A 15,422-nucleotide genomic window follows, 5' to 3' on the forward strand; every position below is an offset into this window, starting at 1 on the left:
ACCGATACAGAGAGCTGGATACCGTCTCGGCTACAGCCATTTCAGATGTCGACAAGGATTTTTTGGCTTATGAACACCCTTTTCAAGTTTACTGCTACCGCTGGCCTGGCCCTGACCATCACCGGCTGCGCCCAGTACTCGCCCTACTGTGACCCCTGCCAGGGACGTAGCTACACCTATGTTCAGCCAGCCCCGGCGCCTGTACCTCAGCCGGCGCCGGTCCAGCCGACACCTCAGAAAACCTATCACGACCCGGCAGTCGAAGACATTCTGGTCATCAACGTCACCGGTTACGGCGCGCCCAAGAGCACCTTTGAGAACCTGGCTCAGCGCCGCTTGATGGCACTGCGCGCCTCGGAGCTGGACGCCTACCGCAAGATCGCCGAGCAGGTTTCGGGACTGCATATCGTCGGCGACACCCGGATGGATGACTTCATCGCCGATCGCGACCGTCTGCGTGCCTACCTCAACAGTTTCGTACAGGGTGCGGCGATCACCAATCAGGAATTCGAAGCCGACGGCATGGCGGTAACCACCATGTCACTGAAGATCAGTCGCCGCCAGATGCAACAGCAGCTGGAACAGGAACGCCGCTGGCACGCAGCCGGCGGCCACCTGCCGCCGGGCGGAGCCTATCACGATCATACTTTTGCACCGCGCTACTGAGCCTCGCAGGGGCCTGCTCCGGCATGGCCCCGCCTGATCGACACTGCAAGGAGTCTGCATGCTGACGTCATCCCGGTGGGCCGCGCTGCTGCTTGCCCTGACACTGACTACGACCCCGCTTAGCGCTTCGGCCGCAGACACCTATACCGTGCAACGGGGGGATAGCCTTTCCTCCATCGCCGCCCGCTTGCTGGGTAAGGCCGACCGCTGGCGCGAGATCTGGTCACTCAATCCCCAGATTCGCACACCGAAGCAGCTGCAACCGGGCACCCGACTGCGACTGCCGAACACAGACAGCCGCCCGGAGCCGCGCCAGACCGCAGCAGTGCATCACACAGACGCTTTAGACCCCATCCAGGTCATGGCAGAGGACCTGATCCGTAGCGGTCATATCGACCGGATGCGTACCGATTACCGGCTGCTGGACACTCACGCGCCTGAAAACCGGATCCGTCTCCACAGCCGGCGCTCCGAAGCCGATGGAGATTTCCTCTACATCCATGGTCTCTCCAACGCTGCCGCCGACGGGACGATGTATGGGCTGTTCAAGTCCAGCCCCGAACCCGCCGGCACCAGCTTTATCGAACTGACCCGTATCGGCCAGGCCAGGCTCGTGCTGCAACAGGGCGACAAGGCCCGCCTGAGAATCACCGAAAACCGCCAGCCGCCGCTGGCCAACCTGCAAGTATTGCCCCTGTACCGGCAACCGCTGAAGGTTAAACCCGGGTATCCTGGCTCACCCGTCAATGCCCGCATCATCAAGGCGCTCTACGAGCAACCCGGTGGCTACCTGCTGCTGCTGGACCAGGGCCGCCAGTCCGGCGTCGAGCCCGGCCAACTGCTTCACTACAGCAAGGCGAATAGTCCTGCACCCACCGCCTTCCCAGCCAAACGGCCCTCACAGGAAGGTGGCTGGGTGCTGGTGATCGACACCAGCCAGGATGCCAGCCTGGCGCTGGTGATTCAGGCTCGGCAGATCCCGGCGGTTGGCGACAGCGTTCGCTGACCCCCGTCTCACTCCGCCGGCTTGATCAGCTGCGGCTGACCCTGCACGAAACGGGCGCAGGGCAGCGCCCGCTGCAGCCGCCACCCCTCGAGCAAACGCAGATGCCCGGTTTCCCCCTCGAAATAGCCCGGTGTCCCGGCGCCCATTTCAGGCAGGGCGCGATAAACCGACCCGGCATCGACTCCCAGCGCAAAAAAGCTGCTGGACGGAGTGCTTCCCGGGCGCTTGCGCAACCGCCAGGGCATGTCGCAGAACAGGATGCCTTCAAGGTCACGATCACGTACCGGGTCCACCTTGCCGCTGAACAGGTGTGAACCGGCATAAACAGGCAGCTCATCGGCGTGATGGTAATTGAGTACCGGCTTGATCAGCCGCGCCGCTTCAGGCCGGGCAATGAGTAGCACTGCGTCGATATCCTGGCGCCGCCGCACTTGCTGCTCGGGTGGTTCAGCCAGCAAACCCGCCAGCTGTTGCCCCCGCTGGCGGCTGGCATTGATACCCAACACCTGTCCAAGCTGCCAGCGCAGACGCTCCGGGACGGCCTCGTAGCGCAGGCGCGCCTGAATCACCAACCCCTGCGACCGGCTCAGCGGTTCCAGCCAGGCCAGTAGTGGTTCCACCCAGGCTTCGCCAGCCGGCGCCAGCAAGAGTACACGGCGATGACCGTCGAGCCGAATACGCTCGACCAGCTGGCGCAATTCCTGATCCGATGCCAGATCCAGCTGGTAGCCGTTGAAGGTTCCGCCACCCACCCGGTTCAGGGCCAGCACCGGCAGCGGCTGTGCCGATGTCAGCTGTCGGGTCAGCGGCGCACGCAGCGGACCCACCAGCAGGTCCGGCCCTTCGGTTCCGACAAGGGATTGCACAAACACCGGCAGGTTATCCACAGCCGCACTGTCGAACACCTGCAGCTGCGGCACCCGGTATCCCTGACGGCGGTCCCAGTCCAGCGCCGCGCGCATGCCCGCCAGCACTTCCCGCCCCTGTTCGGCAAACTCGCCACTGAGTGGCAACAGCGCCCCGAGCCGCTGCACCGTTTCTGGCACGGCCAGGCTGGGCACCGCCTGCTGCAAGTGTGGCAACCAGGCCGTGGCCGGGTGATGAAACCAGCGCAGGCGCCACGCATTCAGCTGGCTCTGACGTTGCTCGGCTGGTGCCAGCCGAACGTCGCGCGCCAACTCGAACCAGCCCTGTTCGAAGTAGTTGTTATCTTCGCGGCGGCTCAACTCGATCAGGTGCGACGCCGGCAGTTGCTGCAACTCACGCCAGAGCTGCTCCAGCGCTGATGACGCAGGTGCTCCACCGCCGGTGTTGATCTGCTGCCGCAGCCGCTCAACCTGAGCACTGTCCTGTGCAGCACTGCCCAGCGGCAACAGCAACAACCCCCACAACAGCACCTTGAGCATCCTCGTCATCCACTTAATCCATCCTGACCTGCAGCCTGTAATATGGTGTTTTTCCCCGCTACAATCCAGAGACACTCATCCAGCCACGCCCGGACTCGACTTCATGAAACACTTTGCTGCCCTGTGCCATCTCCTGATGCTGACCCTGTTCCTGCTGCCCAGCCAGGCATCGGCACTGGCAGTCGAAGCCACCGGGCAGGCCCCCTACCAGAATGAGGACCCAGGACTGTCACGTCAGCAGGCGCTGCAGCGCGCCATGGAGCAAGCCTCGATCCGCGCCTCTGCCTGGCTCAGCGGCAGCCGTCAGGCACGCAACGGGGTACTGGAGATCGATACCCTGCGCCTGAACACCCTGGGTAAAGTCAGCAACGTGCGGGTAATCGACGAACAGATCAAGGGTGGCCAGATCAGCGTCACCATTATCGCCGACGTCGACATCGCCCAGGGCTGCAAGGACAGCCTGCCGGAAACGGCTTATCGCAAGTCACTGGCGATTACCCACTTCCCGCTGGAAAATCCGGCCGACGCCAGTAACGGTCACCTGCAGGATATCCAGCAGGGATTCGCCACCCTGCTGGCCTATGAACTGCGCCAGAGCAGTACCTTCGCCGCCCTGGATGCCGGTAGCCTCAACATCATCGGCGATCCGACCCGGGCACCCGTTCGCCTGTTGCCCGAGGGTACCCTGACTACCCTGCTGCACAACAGCGAACAGCACCAGGTACAGTACCTGGTCAGCGGCGTCATCCGCAGCCTGGCCCCGCACCATGCCACCGGTCCGCGCGAGCCCAATGTACTGATCGACCTTTATCGGCAGACCGACCTGGAAAAGCGCTACCACCAGCGCGACTTCGTACTCGACCTGTTTATCCATGACGCCTTCACCGGCGCACTCAAGCACCAGCAACGCTATCACATGAGCGCCGACTGGAATGCCGACAGCCACGCCAAGGTCGGTTTCGGTACGCCCGAGTTCTGGCGCCAGCCGTTTGGCCAGCAACTGCGAGCGGTCATTCGGGCGGTCAGCAACGATATCCAGCTGCAGCTGACCTGCGAGCCCTTTACCGCACGCATCACACGCACCCGCGACAAGGAGGTGTGGATCAGTGCCGGCAGCCTCGACGGTCTCAAGCCCGGCGACCGCCTCAGCGTCTATCGCCGTCTGACCCACTACGACAGCCAGATGCGCCCCGAATACGAGCTGATCAATACCGAACACAGCCTCACCCTCACTCGTACCCAGCCCACCCTGGCGCGGGGAACACTGGAAGTGGACAGCGAGACGCTGAACATTCAACAGGACGATATTGTAATTGCGCATTGACCGGCTTAGTCTTGAGCCCTTTGATCTAGCGCCACAGGAGCAAGTCACCATGCAGAGCGGACTCTTTACCGAACTGGAAAGCAAAATTGAGGGATTGATCGAAGAGGTCGAGCTGCTGCGTCTCGAAGTCAGCGAGCTGCGCCAGGCCAAGCAGAGCCTGGAAGAGGATCGTTCCCAGAACGAACAGAGCCTGCAGCGCCTGCTGGGCAAGTTCGAACGCCTGCAGGAGAGTGAGAATCTCTGAAGTCTGGCACCTGTCGGGATACAAAAAGGGGCGTCCAGTGGGCGCCCCTTTTTGGTTTTCGTGGCAAGCAGCGCTGATCAGCGCTGAGTACCACGAATCTTGATCTCAACACGACGGTTGGCGGCACGACCGGCTGCCGAATCGTTGCTCGCGATCGGGTAGCGTTCGCCATAGCCGCGGGCATCCAGGCGCAAGTGGCTCACGCCCACTGACGAGAGGTAACGGGCCACACTGCTGGCTCGGCGCTCGGACAGCTGCTGGTTGTATTCGAAGGAACCGGTGGAGTCGGTGAAGCCTTCAACCGCCACCTGGGTACGATCAAACTTCATCAGTACTTTGGCCACGGAGTCCAACACCGGATAGAACGACGGTGCTACGCGATCGCTGTCAGTGGCAAAGGTAATGTTGCCCGGCATGATCAGGCGGATGTCGTCGCCGACACGCTCGACCCTGACGCCAGTGCCTTCCAGCTCCTGGCGCAGCTGCATCTCCTGCTGATCCATGTAATAGCCGATACCGCCGCCAACAGCACCGCCGATCGCGGCACCGGCCAGCGCGCCCTTGCCACGATTATCATCGTTTACCGCTGCTCCCAGCACCGCCCCAGCCAAGGCACCGATACCCGCCCCCTTTGTCGCGTTGGAAGTCTTGGATTCCTGCGTATAGGGATCCAGTGTTGTACAGCCACTCAGCACCAGAGCGCTCATCGCGGTTGCCAGCATCAATTTTTTCATACTTCCCTCCTGAATTCGGATACCCGGCTCCTTGGTCGGCACCGGCAAAACGTCGTCTATGTAACCCAGAATAGCTGAATAGTGGATGAAAAACAGTTCGACTTCACTGGATTAAAACCGTGCACAGCGCTGGCCAGCCTTGCACTCAGGCGATAAAATGCACTGTTATCTTTTTCTGTCACCCGCGTCACCATCCCGAGGAGTTTCTCTTGTCTCAGCTGCCTGTCATTGTCGGTTTTGGTGGTATCAGCCCCGCTGGTCGTTCCTCTTTTCATCATGGCTACCGCCGTCTGGTTCTCGATCAGCTGGATACTCGCAGTCGACAGGAAACCCTCACCGACCTGGCTACCCTGACGGGACTGGCTCGCTACGAAGAGGGACAGTTTCAGCTTGGTGAAGAGACCCTGCCGAGCCGTGACGCCCTGGCCGAAGCCGTGGAGCAGCAAGTCCGCGATCGCACGCTGATTCGCCGCATTCACCCGGACTGGTTTGACGTCAATGCGGTGATGTTCAATCGCCCCGCCACCGCCAAGAGCGGTGACGAGCCGCTGCGCTTCCGTTTGCGCAACCGCCACCTGCCCCAGGTCATCCCGGACAACTGGACCCTGACCGACATCGGCGGCGGCCAGACCGAAGTGACCGTGGACGGCAGCTGTGAACTGATTTTCCCGGACAGCAAGACCGCGCTGGTACAGAGCGCCGGCATGCTGCCGACCGGTTTCGAGCCGGGCAAGCTGTACCAGTCGCGTAACCATCCGCGTGGTTTGCAAATGGCCGTATATGCCGCCTCTGACGCCCTGCGTTCAGTCGGCATCGACTACGACAGCATTCTAGACCGTCTGGCACCGGATCAGATCGCCGTCTTTGCCAGCAACTCCATCGGCCAGCTGGACGACCTGGGCTTCGGCGGCCTGACCAAGTTCCCGGCGCTGGGCAAGCGCACCACCTCCAAGCAGATGCCGCTGGGCTACGCACAGATGCCGGCCGACTTCATCAACGCCTATCTGCTGGGTAACGTCGGCACCACCGGCGGTGCCCTGGGTGCCTGTGCTACCTTCCTGTACAACATGAAAAGCGGTGTCGATGCAATCCGCAGCGGCCGCTGCAAGCTGGTGTTGGTGGGTGGCAGTGACGCCCCGGTTACGCCGGAAATCATCGAAGGCTTCCGTGCCATGGGCGCGCTGGCCGAAGACAAACAGCTGGCCGCGCTGGACAACCTGACCGAGCTGGCTGAAGAGCACTACCGCCAGGCCTGCCGCCCGTTCGGCAACAACTGCGGCTTCACCATGGGTGAATCCAGCCAGTTCCTGGTACTGATGAGTGACGACCTGGCACTGGAGCTGGGTGCAGATATACACGGCGCCGTGGCCGATGTGTTCGTCCATGCCGATGGCCACAAGAAGTCGATCTCGGCCCCGGGCATCGGCAACTACATGACCCTGGGCAAGGCGGCCTCTCTGGTGGCCAGCCTGCTCGGCGAAGAGTCCCTGCGCCAGCGCAGTTTCGTGCAGGCACACGGTACCAGCACGCCGCAGAACCGTGTCACCGAATCGCACGTGATCAACGAAACCGCCAAGGCGTTCGATATCCCGGCCTGGCCGGTCAGCGCCGTGAAAGCCTACCTGGGACATTCCCAGGGCACCGCCGGTGGTGACCAGCTGTTCGCCTCTCTGGGCGTGTGGAAGTACGGCATCATTCCAGGTCTGACTACCACCCCTGAAGTGGCCGAAGATGTCCATACATCCAACCTGAATCTGCCGCTCGAGCATCTGGACGTGGGCGTCGAGGGCATGGATTCGGTGCTGATCAACGCCAAGGGCTTCGGCGGCAATAACGCCAGCGCCGCCATCCTGGCCCCGCACGTGGTCGAGCAGATGTTGAGCAAGCGTCACGGCGAAAATGCCATGAACGCCTGGCGCCAGCGTCGCGAACAGGTGCGTGAACAGGCCGAGGCCTACAACCAGTCTGCGATCAATGGCGAAGCTCGCCCGATCTACCGCTACGACTATAATGTACTCACCGGTGAAGACCTGCAGATCAGTGCGGACGAAATCCGCCTGCCGGGTTACGCCAATCCGATTTCGCTGAAAGTCGAAAATCCCTACGAAGACCTGTGCTGAACGCGCGGGCCTTCGCTCAGGAGGCCCGTGATGAAAGCCCTGCCCATCTCCGCCCTGCTGCTGACGCTGGGCGGATGTGCGGTCCTTGACCAGCCGCGCTTCTATACCCTCGATCTCAATACCACCCGCCTCTGCCGGGGCGAAACCGGCATCTGCCAGAACCTTGAGCTGATCGGTCCGTCCTACAATGAACCGCGCATCGCCCAGGCGTATGGCATCAAGGTGACACCCCAAGGCTGGTCTGTGGAGCAGCTGACCGGGCTGATGCTGGCGCCCCCAAATAACCTGTATCCGGTACAGCAGCTGGATCAGGGTGTCTACCGCCTGCCCGCCAACAGCGCTACCGATACGGTGTTCCGCTACCTCAAGCTCGAGGAAGACCAGATCTACGGCGGCGGCAAGCAGCGCAACGAGTGAATTCAGACAACAGCTGAGGCTGAAGCCGGTTTTCTGCTACACTCGCACGCAAACCATCGATTGAAACAGGACGTTGTCATGAAGCGTTTGAGTCTGCTGGCCGCCGTACTGGCCCTGGGAGGGTGCGTCAACCTGTCCGGGGCACTGAAGGAAGACCCCACCGCCGACCAGTTCTACACGCTGGATAGCCGCTACTACCGTTTCTGCCGCGGCGAAACCTCAAGCTGCCAGGACCTGACCTCCATCGTCTCGGTTCGTGCCCAGCTGACGCCGATCGAAGAAATTTACGGTCGTAAGATACAGGGTCCCAACTACCCAACGGATCTGGCCCGGATGATTCTCACCCCGCCGGATGGCAGCTACAGCAGCGAAGCGGTAGGCACTGATGGTCGTTACTTCCGTGTGCCGATCAACCGCCACACCGATACCGTCTGGCATACCGTCGACAAGGCGTACAACAGCATCTATCAGTAAGCCGGCAGGCGCAGCAGCTGCTGCGCCGTTGCCGTCGTGATCGCGGCTATTTCCGTGATCGGCCGGCCTCGCAGCGCGGCGATCAGTTGCGCAACTTCCGCAACCCGGGACGGCTCGTTGGGCTGTCCACGATGCTGTTCGAGCGGCATATCCGGCGCATCGGTCTCCAGCACCAGCCACTCAAGCGGCAGCTCCAGCACCAGACGGCGCAGCTTCTGCGCTCGGTCGTAGCTGATCGCGCCGCCAAACCCCAGCTTGAACCCCAGCTTTGCATACTCCCGCGCCTGCTGCTCACTGCCGGAAAAGGCATGCACGATACCCGCCCGTGGCAACTGATAACGGCGCAACAGTTTGAGCACCTGATCATGTGCTCTGACCACATGCAGCAGCACCGGCAGGTCATATTTACGGGCCAGTTGCAGCTGCTGCTCGAACAGTGGCTGTTGCACCTCAGCTTCAGCCTGCCCGGGACGAAAATCCAGTCCTATCTCCCCGATAGCCACGACCTTATTCACTTCCAGCGCCTGTGCCAGAGAATTCAGGGCGGCATCGGTGTCATGAGGAAAACAGGGATGCAACCCAAGTGCAGGATGGAAACAGGGCGAAGAGGCACAGAGATCGATAACGCGCTGAAGGTTATCCACATTAATCGCCGGCACCACGATCTGCTCAACACCAGCAGAGCGCGCCCGCGCAATGACCGCTGCGCGGTCCGCATCAAAATCCGGGAAGTCGAGATGGCAGTGGGTATCGATCAACATGAGGGCAGTATGGCACAGGCCTGAACGGCCTGTGCCGGTGAGCAATCAGTGCTCGCGTGTGGCACGGAAGCGAACGTCCGGCCAGCGCTCCTCGGTCAGTGACAGATTAACGCGGGTCGGTGCCAGGTAGGTCAGCAAACCGGCACCATCGAGGGCCAGGTTGTCATGCCCCTTGCGACGGAAGTCATCCAGCATCTTCTGGTCATCGCACTCCACCCAGCGGGCGGTCTGTACGCTGATCGGCTCGTACAGGCACTCCACCTTGTACTCGTCCTTAAGACGGAACACCACCACATCGAACTGCAGCTGGCCGACAGCACCGAGGATCAGGTCATTGTTCTTCAGCGGCTGGAACAGCTGCACCGCGCCCTCTTCCGACAGCTGCTGCAGGCCCTTCTGCAGCTGCTTCATCTTCAGCGGGTCGGTCGGACGCACGCGGCGGAACATCTCCGGCGCAAAGTGCGGGATGCCGGTGAACTTGAGCGTTTCACCAGCGGTGAAGGTATCACCGATCTGAATGGTACCGTGGTTGTGCAGGCCGATGATGTCGCCGGACCAGGCCTCTTCCACGTTTTCACGGTCGCCTGCGATAAAGGTCACCGCATCGGCGATACGCACATCCTTGCCGATACGCACGTGCTTCATCTTCATGCCACGGGTGTAAGAACCGGAGCAGATGCGCATGAAAGCGATACGGTCTCGGTGTTTCGGGTCCATATTTGCCTGAATCTTGAATACGAAGCCGCTGAACGCTTCCTCACCGGACTCGACTTCACGGGTCTCGGTAGCACGGGCAGGCGGGGCAGGCGCCCACTCGACGAAGTCATCGAGCATCTCCTTGACACCGAAGTTGCCCAGCGCAGTGCCGAAGAATACTGGCGTCATCTTGCCTTCCAGGTAGGCCTGCTGATCCCACTCGTGACAGGCACCCTTGACCAGTTCGACCTCATCGACGAATTCGTCGTAGTCATCTTCCAGCAGCGCACGCGCCTCGTCGGAGTCCAGACCCTGGATCCGCTTGTCTTCCGGCAGCTTGTGCCCCTGCCCCGGCGTGAACTGGTGGATGGTGTCGGTGTAGAGGTTATATACACCCTTGAACCACTTGCCGGAACCGATCGGCCAGTTGATCGGCGCCGCTTCGATCTTCAGCACCTCCTCGATCTCGTCGAGCAGCTCGATCGGATCGCGGATGTCACGGTCCAGCTTGTTGACGAAGGAGAAGATCGGCGTGTCACGCAGACGGCAGACATCCATCAGCTTGATGGTGCGTTCCTCGACACCCTTGGCGCCGTCGACCACCATCAACGCCGAGTCCACGGCGGTCAGGGTGCGGTAGGTGTCCTCGGAGAAGTCCTCGTGCCCCGGGGTATCCAGCAGGTTAACGGTACGGTCGTTGTAGGGGAACTGCATCACCGACGAGGTGATGGAGATACCACGCTCCTGCTCCATGCTCATCCAGTCGGAGGTGGCGTGGCGGTCACTGCCACGCCCCTTGACGGTACCGGCGACCTGAATCAACTGACCGAGCAGCAACAGCTTTTCGGTGATGGTGGTCTTACCGGCGTCGGGGTGGGAGATGATCGCAAAGGTGCGGCGTTTGGAAACTTCCTGAGCTATGGACATGGATTCGGGATCTTCTGTTATGGACAAGGGTGCGCGCTTGAACGGCAAGACCGCGCGCCCGATGTTAATCGGAAATGGCGCCTATTTTCGCTGATCGGGCGGCGTTAAACAATGCACCGCCCCATTCACTTCCACAGCTCGGATACCGGTGTCTCCGGTCCAAAACGATCAGCCACCTGTGCCAGCAGCAGCTCGCCGCAGGCGATGGCGTCGGTCAGGGCATGGTGTGGCCGGTAGAACGGCAGATGGTAACGCTCCCGACTCTGCGCCAGGCGGATGGAAGCCGGCTTGCGTCCCAGCAGGCGTGCCCAGAATCCCGGCGGCTTGCATCGATGCAGGCGAGCTTCCAGCTCCATGGTATCGATCACCGGGAATTCGATGCCTTCCCGCAAGCGCGCCTTGAGGGCAGCATTAAGGAAGGCGCGTTCAATGCCCCGATGATGCACCACCACCACCTTGCCTCTCAGCTGCATCAACAGCTCATCAAGAATACGTGACAGGTCGGGCGCCGATTCGATTTCGGAGTGGGTGATACCATGCACCACTACCGACTCGCTGCTCAGCGCCGCCCGGGGCTTGAGCACCCAGTGCCGTGCCTGCGAACAGTAAATGCGGTTGATGGACATCGGTACCAGTCCGATGCTGACGATGCCGCCCTTGCGCGGATCCAGGCCGGTGGTTTCAAAATCCACCGCCACCAGCGGTACTTCAGCCAGCGGCGTCTCGGGAGCAACTGCCCCGGCGCTATAGAAAGCCCTCAGTGCCGGGTAGCGGGCTGACTCGGCCAACTCCCGGAAACGCAGCGACCAGTCGCTGACACCGCTGTCCTGCTGCTCCAGAGAGGGCTCGTTCTGCAGTTTTTCCTTGTCCAGGTAGAACATCAGTTGCTCCGGCCCGGCTGGTAGCGGTACTTGAGGAATTTCTGCGCATTGGACAGGATCTGGAACGCATCCTTGAGGTTCTTGCGCTCGAAGTCGGACAGGTTTTCCGGCTCGATGTTGTTGTCCGGTTCATTGCCCGCTTCCAGGTCCAGCGCCTGGTGACGGATACGTACCATGGCGATCAGCTCCAGCGCATCGCGCAGGTCAGGCCCGCGCCCCTTGGGCAGGATATCGGTCTCGGTGATCTCCTTGAGCCGGTCGAAGGTGTTGTGCTCGCGGGAGCCGATAGCCAGCGCATGCACGCGCACCAGGTCCGCCAGCGGCGCCGTACCCCGGCGCTTCATGTTGATCGAGTTGCTGTGGCGTCCGTCGGTCTCCATTACGAAGTCCTTGAAGAAGCCCAGCGGCGGCGTGCGCTGCAGAGCATTTCGTGCCATGCAGGCAAGGAAGCGCGGATTGCGCTGCGCCTTGCGCCGGATCAGGTCGTTGAGCATGTTGGCCCAGCGCACTTCACCCCAGACGCCCTCCAGGTCGAAGAAGATCGAGCTGTTGAGCAGGAATTCCGGCGTCGGCTTTTCGATCCAGTCGGTGAAGTACTGCTCCCACACCCGCAGCGGCTGTCGCCAGCGGGCATTGGTCGCCATGATGTCACCGCTGCAGTAGCTGTAACCACAGGCATCCAGACCGTCACAAACAAACGTCGCCAACGCCTTGAAATAGTCATCATGCTGCTTGGGATCGAACCGGTTATCCAGGATCATGGCGTTGTCCTGGTCGGTCACGATCAGTTGTTCTTCCCGCGCCATCGATCCCAGTGCCAGGAAGCAGTAGGGCACCGGCGGCGGCCCCAGCTGTTCCTCGGCCAGTTCCAGCAGGCGCTGCTTGAAGCTGCGACCGATCACCGACATCGCCGTGCCGATCATCTGCGAGTTGGCATCCTCGTTGACCATGCGACTGAAGCAAGCACTGACATCAGTGCGCAACGCCACCAGCTCATCGACACTCTGGGCACGAAAAATGCTGCTGACCACGAACAGGCTGTTCTGTGATTCATAGCGGATGATATCGGACAGCGCGATCACGGCCACTGGCTGCTGCCGCTTGAGTACCGGCAGGTGGTGCACATTGTGCCTGAGCATCAGCAGCATCGCCTCGAAGACAAACTGGTTGTGCTCCACGGCGATCAGTTCGGCGGTCATGATCTCGGTGACCAGCGTATCGAAACCCAACCCCGGCGTAATCAGACGGTTACGCAGGTCCCGGTCAGTGATGATCCCGGCCACCGGCTGGCCTTCGGTCTGCTCATCGAGTACCAGCACCGAGGAGACGCCCTCTTCGCTCATGCGGATCGCGGCATCCCGGGCCGTCGCCGTCATCGGCAGGCATACCGCCTGACGCTTGACCAGGGTCTCGATCTTGGCCGTCATCAACTCGTTAGCATCTTCCCTCCGCCGAGCCACGGCCTGGCGCAGTCGGGTGCGGTCCTCCACTTCGACAATATCGGCAAAGGCTTCGTTGTTGTCGAACAGCTCGTTGAACACCGCCTCGGGGATCAGATAGACCAGCGTATCTTCCAGTGCCTTAATCGGAAAACGGACACGCCCGTTACGCAGCAAACCGAATTCGCCGAAGAAGCCGCCCTCACTCAGGCGGTTGTACAAATCACCATTACGCCGGTAGATCTCCACCGCACCACTGCGGATCACGTACCAGTCGTGAATCTCCTCGCCGAACTCGAGGATCTGGCTGCCGGCCTTGAAATAGGCGATCTCAACCTGCGCCGCCATCTGCGCAAGCTGCTCTTCGGACAGCTCACTGAACGGTTGATGCCGCCCCAGAAACTCGGCAATTTCTATATGCTCCGCTTGCATCACAACGCTCTCATCAAAGCCAAAACGAAAACAGGCGGGGTCCGCCTTGCACCGACCCCGCCTGCTGTGCCGCTGGTAATATCAGGCGCGTGGCTCGGAAGCCAGCCCCTTGATCATCGAGAAGGCCGCCATCAGCAGCACCAGCGTAAATGGCAGGCCGGTCGACACCGCCATTGCCTGCAGTGCCGCCAGGCCACCACCCAGGATCAGCGCAATCGCCACCAGCCCTTCGAAGGTGCACCAGAAGACACGCTGCGGCGTAGGTGCATCCACCTTGCCGCCAGCCGCGATCACATCGATCACCAGCGAGCCCGAGTCGGACGAGGTGACGAAGAACACCACCACCAGCACGATAGCGATAAAGGAGGTGATCTCCGCCAGCGGCAGCACATCCAGCATGGTGAACAGCTGCAACGGCAGTGCCGCTTCCTTGACTGCGGCATAACCTTCAGCAAAGTACAGATTGACTGCCGTACCGCCGAACACGGTCATCCAGAGCACGCAGGCGGTCGAGGGTACCAGCAGCACCGCGATGATGAATTCGCGTACGGTGCGACCGCGGGATACACGGGCGATGAACATGCCGACGAACGGGCTCCAGGAGATCCACCAGGCCCAGTAGAAGGCGGTCCAGCCGGAGGCAAAGTTAACGTCCTCACGGCCGACCGGATTGGCCAGCTCGGGCAGATAGCGCAGGTAAGCCACCAGGTTATCGAAGAAGCCGGTCAGCAGCAGCAGCGTGGGACCAACCAGTATCACAAAGGCCAGCAGCAGCACCGCCAGAATCATGTTGATCTCGGACAGTCGCTTGACCCCCGCATCCAGGCCGGCCAGCACCGACACCAGCGCGATGCCGGTAATGCCGATCACCAGCAGGATCTGAGTGGTATCGCCCAACGGGATACCGAACAGGTAGTTAAGTCCCGCGGTTGCCTGAGAGGCCCCATAGCCGAGAGAAGTCGCCAGGCCGAACAGGGTCGCCAGCACTGCCAGAATATCGATGATATGGCCCGGCCAGCCCCAGACCCGTTCCCCCAGCAGCGGGTAAAACACCGAACGGATGGTCAGCGGCAGCCCCTTGTTGAACGAGAACAGCGCCAGTCCCAGCGCCATCACCGCATAGATCGCCCAGGGGTGCAGCGCCCAGTGGTAGATGGTGGCCGCCATACCCAGCTGGCGAGCCGCGGCCTCGTCACCGACAGCGGCGCCCAGTGGCGCCCAGTCGGTACGGACACCGTTTTCAAGGCTGGTGCCGCCAAAAGAACTGAGTGTATGCGACAGAGGCTCGGACACCCCGAAGAACATCAAACCGATACCCATGCCGGCAGCAAACAGCATCGAAAACCAGCCCAGATAGCTGTAGTCCGGCTGCGCTTCGGTGCCGCCCAGGCGCACCCGCCCCAATGGCGTAAAAATCAGCACCAGGCAAAGCACCACGAAGATATTGGCTGCGCTGATGAAGAACCAGTCAAGACTGGTGGTCAGCCAGTTGCGCAGGTCGGTAAACAGAGGCTCGACCTGATTTTGAAAAGCCAGCGTCAGAAATACGAAGGCGACGACGGCAAAGCCGGAAATCGCAAAGACGCGGTTGTGAATATCGAGCCCGAACGGGCCCACGTTGACAACAATGTTATCCTGACCGATCTGGTAATCCGTATCGATAGGATTGACATCACCATCGGGGATCATAGGATCTTTATTGTCAGCCATTATGGACTGTCTCCCTCAGGTTGGTAGTGCAGAAGGTTTTCGCCGGTGCCCCCTTGCTGGCGGACCCCGGCACTTCCTTTAATAGTATGTTTGATCCTTTGCAGGTTAATCAAGTTGCATATATGCGACAATCAACCTGCGGCATTGGGTCGCAGGGCTCAACCCCTGACACAGCGCTATACTGA

General features: G+C 61.1%; 14 protein-coding genes. 7 read left to right on the plus strand and 7 right to left on the minus strand.

Annotated features, from left to right (window positions below):
• Positions 1 to 69: 69 nt before the first annotated feature.
• Positions 70 to 666 (plus strand): LPP20 family lipoprotein, encoded by a 597-nt coding sequence (locus tag ABD013_RS12395; protein WP_343806322.1) that lies wholly within the window; start codon positions 70 to 72, stop codon positions 664 to 666.
• A gap of 58 nt (positions 667 to 724) precedes the next feature.
• Positions 725 to 1,672, plus strand: coding sequence for a LysM peptidoglycan-binding domain-containing protein (locus ABD013_RS12400; protein WP_343806324.1), 948 nt, complete (start codon positions 725 to 727; stop codon positions 1,670 to 1,672).
• A gap of 8 nt (positions 1,673 to 1,680) precedes the next feature.
• Here ABD013_RS12400 and ABD013_RS12405 read toward each other — a convergent pair whose 3' ends face one another.
• The gene (locus ABD013_RS12405; protein ID WP_343806326.1) at positions 1,681 to 3,087 is read right to left on the minus strand and encodes a penicillin-binding protein activator; all 1,407 of its coding nucleotides are present in this window, start codon (positions 3,085 to 3,087) and stop codon (positions 1,681 to 1,683) included.
• Between the two features lie 94 nt (positions 3,088 to 3,181).
• On the opposite strand from ABD013_RS12405, the gene ABD013_RS12410 reads away from it, so the two are divergent.
• Positions 3,182 to 4,402, plus strand: coding sequence for a flagellar assembly protein T N-terminal domain-containing protein (locus ABD013_RS12410; RefSeq protein WP_343806328.1), 1,221 nt, complete (start codon positions 3,182 to 3,184; stop codon positions 4,400 to 4,402).
• Positions 4,403 to 4,451: 49 nt separating this feature from the next.
• Positions 4,452 to 4,646, plus strand: coding sequence for a cell division protein ZapB (zapB, locus tag ABD013_RS12415; protein WP_343806330.1), 195 nt, complete (start codon positions 4,452 to 4,454; stop codon positions 4,644 to 4,646).
• A gap of 77 nt (positions 4,647 to 4,723) precedes the next feature.
• Here zapB and ABD013_RS12420 read toward each other — a convergent pair whose 3' ends face one another.
• Positions 4,724 to 5,380: a YiaD family glycine zipper/OmpA-like lipoprotein gene (locus ABD013_RS12420; RefSeq protein WP_343806332.1), complete on the minus strand. Its 657-nt coding sequence runs from the start codon at positions 5,378 to 5,380 to the stop codon at positions 4,724 to 4,726.
• A gap of 209 nt (positions 5,381 to 5,589) precedes the next feature.
• On the opposite strand from ABD013_RS12420, the gene ABD013_RS12425 reads away from it, so the two are divergent.
• From ABD013_RS12425 to ABD013_RS12435, 3 genes are all read left to right on the plus strand, one after another.
• Positions 5,590 to 7,500 (plus strand): beta-ketoacyl synthase, encoded by a 1,911-nt coding sequence (locus tag ABD013_RS12425; RefSeq protein WP_343806334.1) that lies wholly within the window; start codon positions 5,590 to 5,592, stop codon positions 7,498 to 7,500.
• Between the two features lie 30 nt (positions 7,501 to 7,530).
• Positions 7,531 to 7,917: a hypothetical protein gene (locus ABD013_RS12430; protein WP_343806336.1), complete on the plus strand. Its 387-nt coding sequence runs from the start codon at positions 7,531 to 7,533 to the stop codon at positions 7,915 to 7,917.
• A gap of 78 nt (positions 7,918 to 7,995) precedes the next feature.
• Positions 7,996 to 8,391 carry a hypothetical protein gene (locus ABD013_RS12435; protein ID WP_343806338.1) on the plus strand — a complete coding sequence of 132 codons (396 nt, stop codon included), beginning with the start codon at positions 7,996 to 7,998 and terminating at the stop codon, positions 8,389 to 8,391.
• On the opposite strand, the gene ABD013_RS12440 is transcribed toward ABD013_RS12435, so the two are convergent.
• The 5 genes from ABD013_RS12440 to ABD013_RS12460 form a co-directional block, all read right to left on the minus strand.
• On the minus strand, positions 8,385 to 9,152 hold the full coding sequence (locus ABD013_RS12440; protein WP_343806340.1) for a TatD family hydrolase: 768 nt from the start codon (positions 9,150 to 9,152) through the stop codon (positions 8,385 to 8,387). The genes ABD013_RS12435 and ABD013_RS12440 overlap by 7 nt on opposite strands.
• Positions 9,153 to 9,197: 45 nt before the next feature.
• Positions 9,198 to 10,775, minus strand: coding sequence for a peptide chain release factor 3 (locus tag ABD013_RS12445; protein WP_343806342.1), 1,578 nt, complete (start codon positions 10,773 to 10,775; stop codon positions 9,198 to 9,200).
• 125 nt (positions 10,776 to 10,900) lie between these two features.
• Positions 10,901 to 11,656: a 3'-5' exonuclease gene (locus ABD013_RS12450; RefSeq protein ID WP_343806344.1), complete on the minus strand. Its 756-nt coding sequence runs from the start codon at positions 11,654 to 11,656 to the stop codon at positions 10,901 to 10,903.
• The gene (locus ABD013_RS12455; RefSeq protein ID WP_343806346.1) at positions 11,656 to 13,527 is read right to left on the minus strand and encodes a DUF294 nucleotidyltransferase-like domain-containing protein; all 1,872 of its coding nucleotides are present in this window, start codon (positions 13,525 to 13,527) and stop codon (positions 11,656 to 11,658) included. The genes ABD013_RS12450 and ABD013_RS12455 overlap by 1 nt, the downstream gene beginning before the upstream one ends.
• 81 nt (positions 13,528 to 13,608) lie before the next feature.
• Positions 13,609 to 15,237 (minus strand): BCCT family transporter, encoded by a 1,629-nt coding sequence (locus ABD013_RS12460; protein ID WP_343806348.1) that lies wholly within the window; start codon positions 15,235 to 15,237, stop codon positions 13,609 to 13,611.
• Positions 15,238 to 15,422: the final 185 nt, after the last annotated feature.

Source organism: Marinobacterium maritimum (genome assembly GCF_039523155.1).
In the GTDB taxonomy this organism is placed as follows: domain Bacteria; phylum Pseudomonadota; class Gammaproteobacteria; order Pseudomonadales; family Balneatricaceae; genus Marinobacterium; species Marinobacterium maritimum.

Excerpts from the sequence above, each read along its gene's own strand:
- ABD013_RS12395 (WP_343806322.1), top strand. The coding sequence starts at position 70 with ATGAACACCCTTTTCAAGTTTACTGCTACCGCTGGCCTGGCCCTGACC.
- ABD013_RS12400 (WP_343806324.1), top strand. The coding sequence starts at position 725 with ATGCTGACGTCATCCCGGTGGGCCGCGCTGCTGCTTGCCCTGACACTG.
- ABD013_RS12405 (WP_343806326.1), bottom strand. The coding sequence starts at position 3,087 with ATGACGAGGATGCTCAAGGTGCTGTTGTGGGGGTTGTTGCTGTTGCCG.
- ABD013_RS12410 (WP_343806328.1), top strand. The coding sequence starts at position 3,182 with ATGAAACACTTTGCTGCCCTGTGCCATCTCCTGATGCTGACCCTGTTC.
- zapB (WP_343806330.1), top strand. The coding sequence starts at position 4,452 with ATGCAGAGCGGACTCTTTACCGAACTGGAAAGCAAAATTGAGGGATTG.
- ABD013_RS12420 (WP_343806332.1), bottom strand. The coding sequence starts at position 5,380 with ATGAAAAAATTGATGCTGGCAACCGCGATGAGCGCTCTGGTGCTGAGT.
- ABD013_RS12430 (WP_343806336.1), top strand. The coding sequence starts at position 7,531 with ATGAAAGCCCTGCCCATCTCCGCCCTGCTGCTGACGCTGGGCGGATGT.
- ABD013_RS12435 (WP_343806338.1), top strand. The coding sequence starts at position 7,996 with ATGAAGCGTTTGAGTCTGCTGGCCGCCGTACTGGCCCTGGGAGGGTGC.
- ABD013_RS12440 (WP_343806340.1), bottom strand. The coding sequence starts at position 9,152 with ATGTTGATCGATACCCACTGCCATCTCGACTTCCCGGATTTTGATGCG.
- ABD013_RS12445 (WP_343806342.1), bottom strand. The coding sequence starts at position 10,775 with ATGTCCATAGCTCAGGAAGTTTCCAAACGCCGCACCTTTGCGATCATC.
- ABD013_RS12450 (WP_343806344.1), bottom strand. The coding sequence starts at position 11,656 with ATGTTCTACCTGGACAAGGAAAAACTGCAGAACGAGCCCTCTCTGGAG.
- ABD013_RS12455 (WP_343806346.1), bottom strand. The coding sequence starts at position 13,527 with ATGCAAGCGGAGCATATAGAAATTGCCGAGTTTCTGGGGCGGCATCAA.
- ABD013_RS12460 (WP_343806348.1), bottom strand. The coding sequence starts at position 15,237 with ATGGCTGACAATAAAGATCCTATGATCCCCGATGGTGATGTCAATCCT.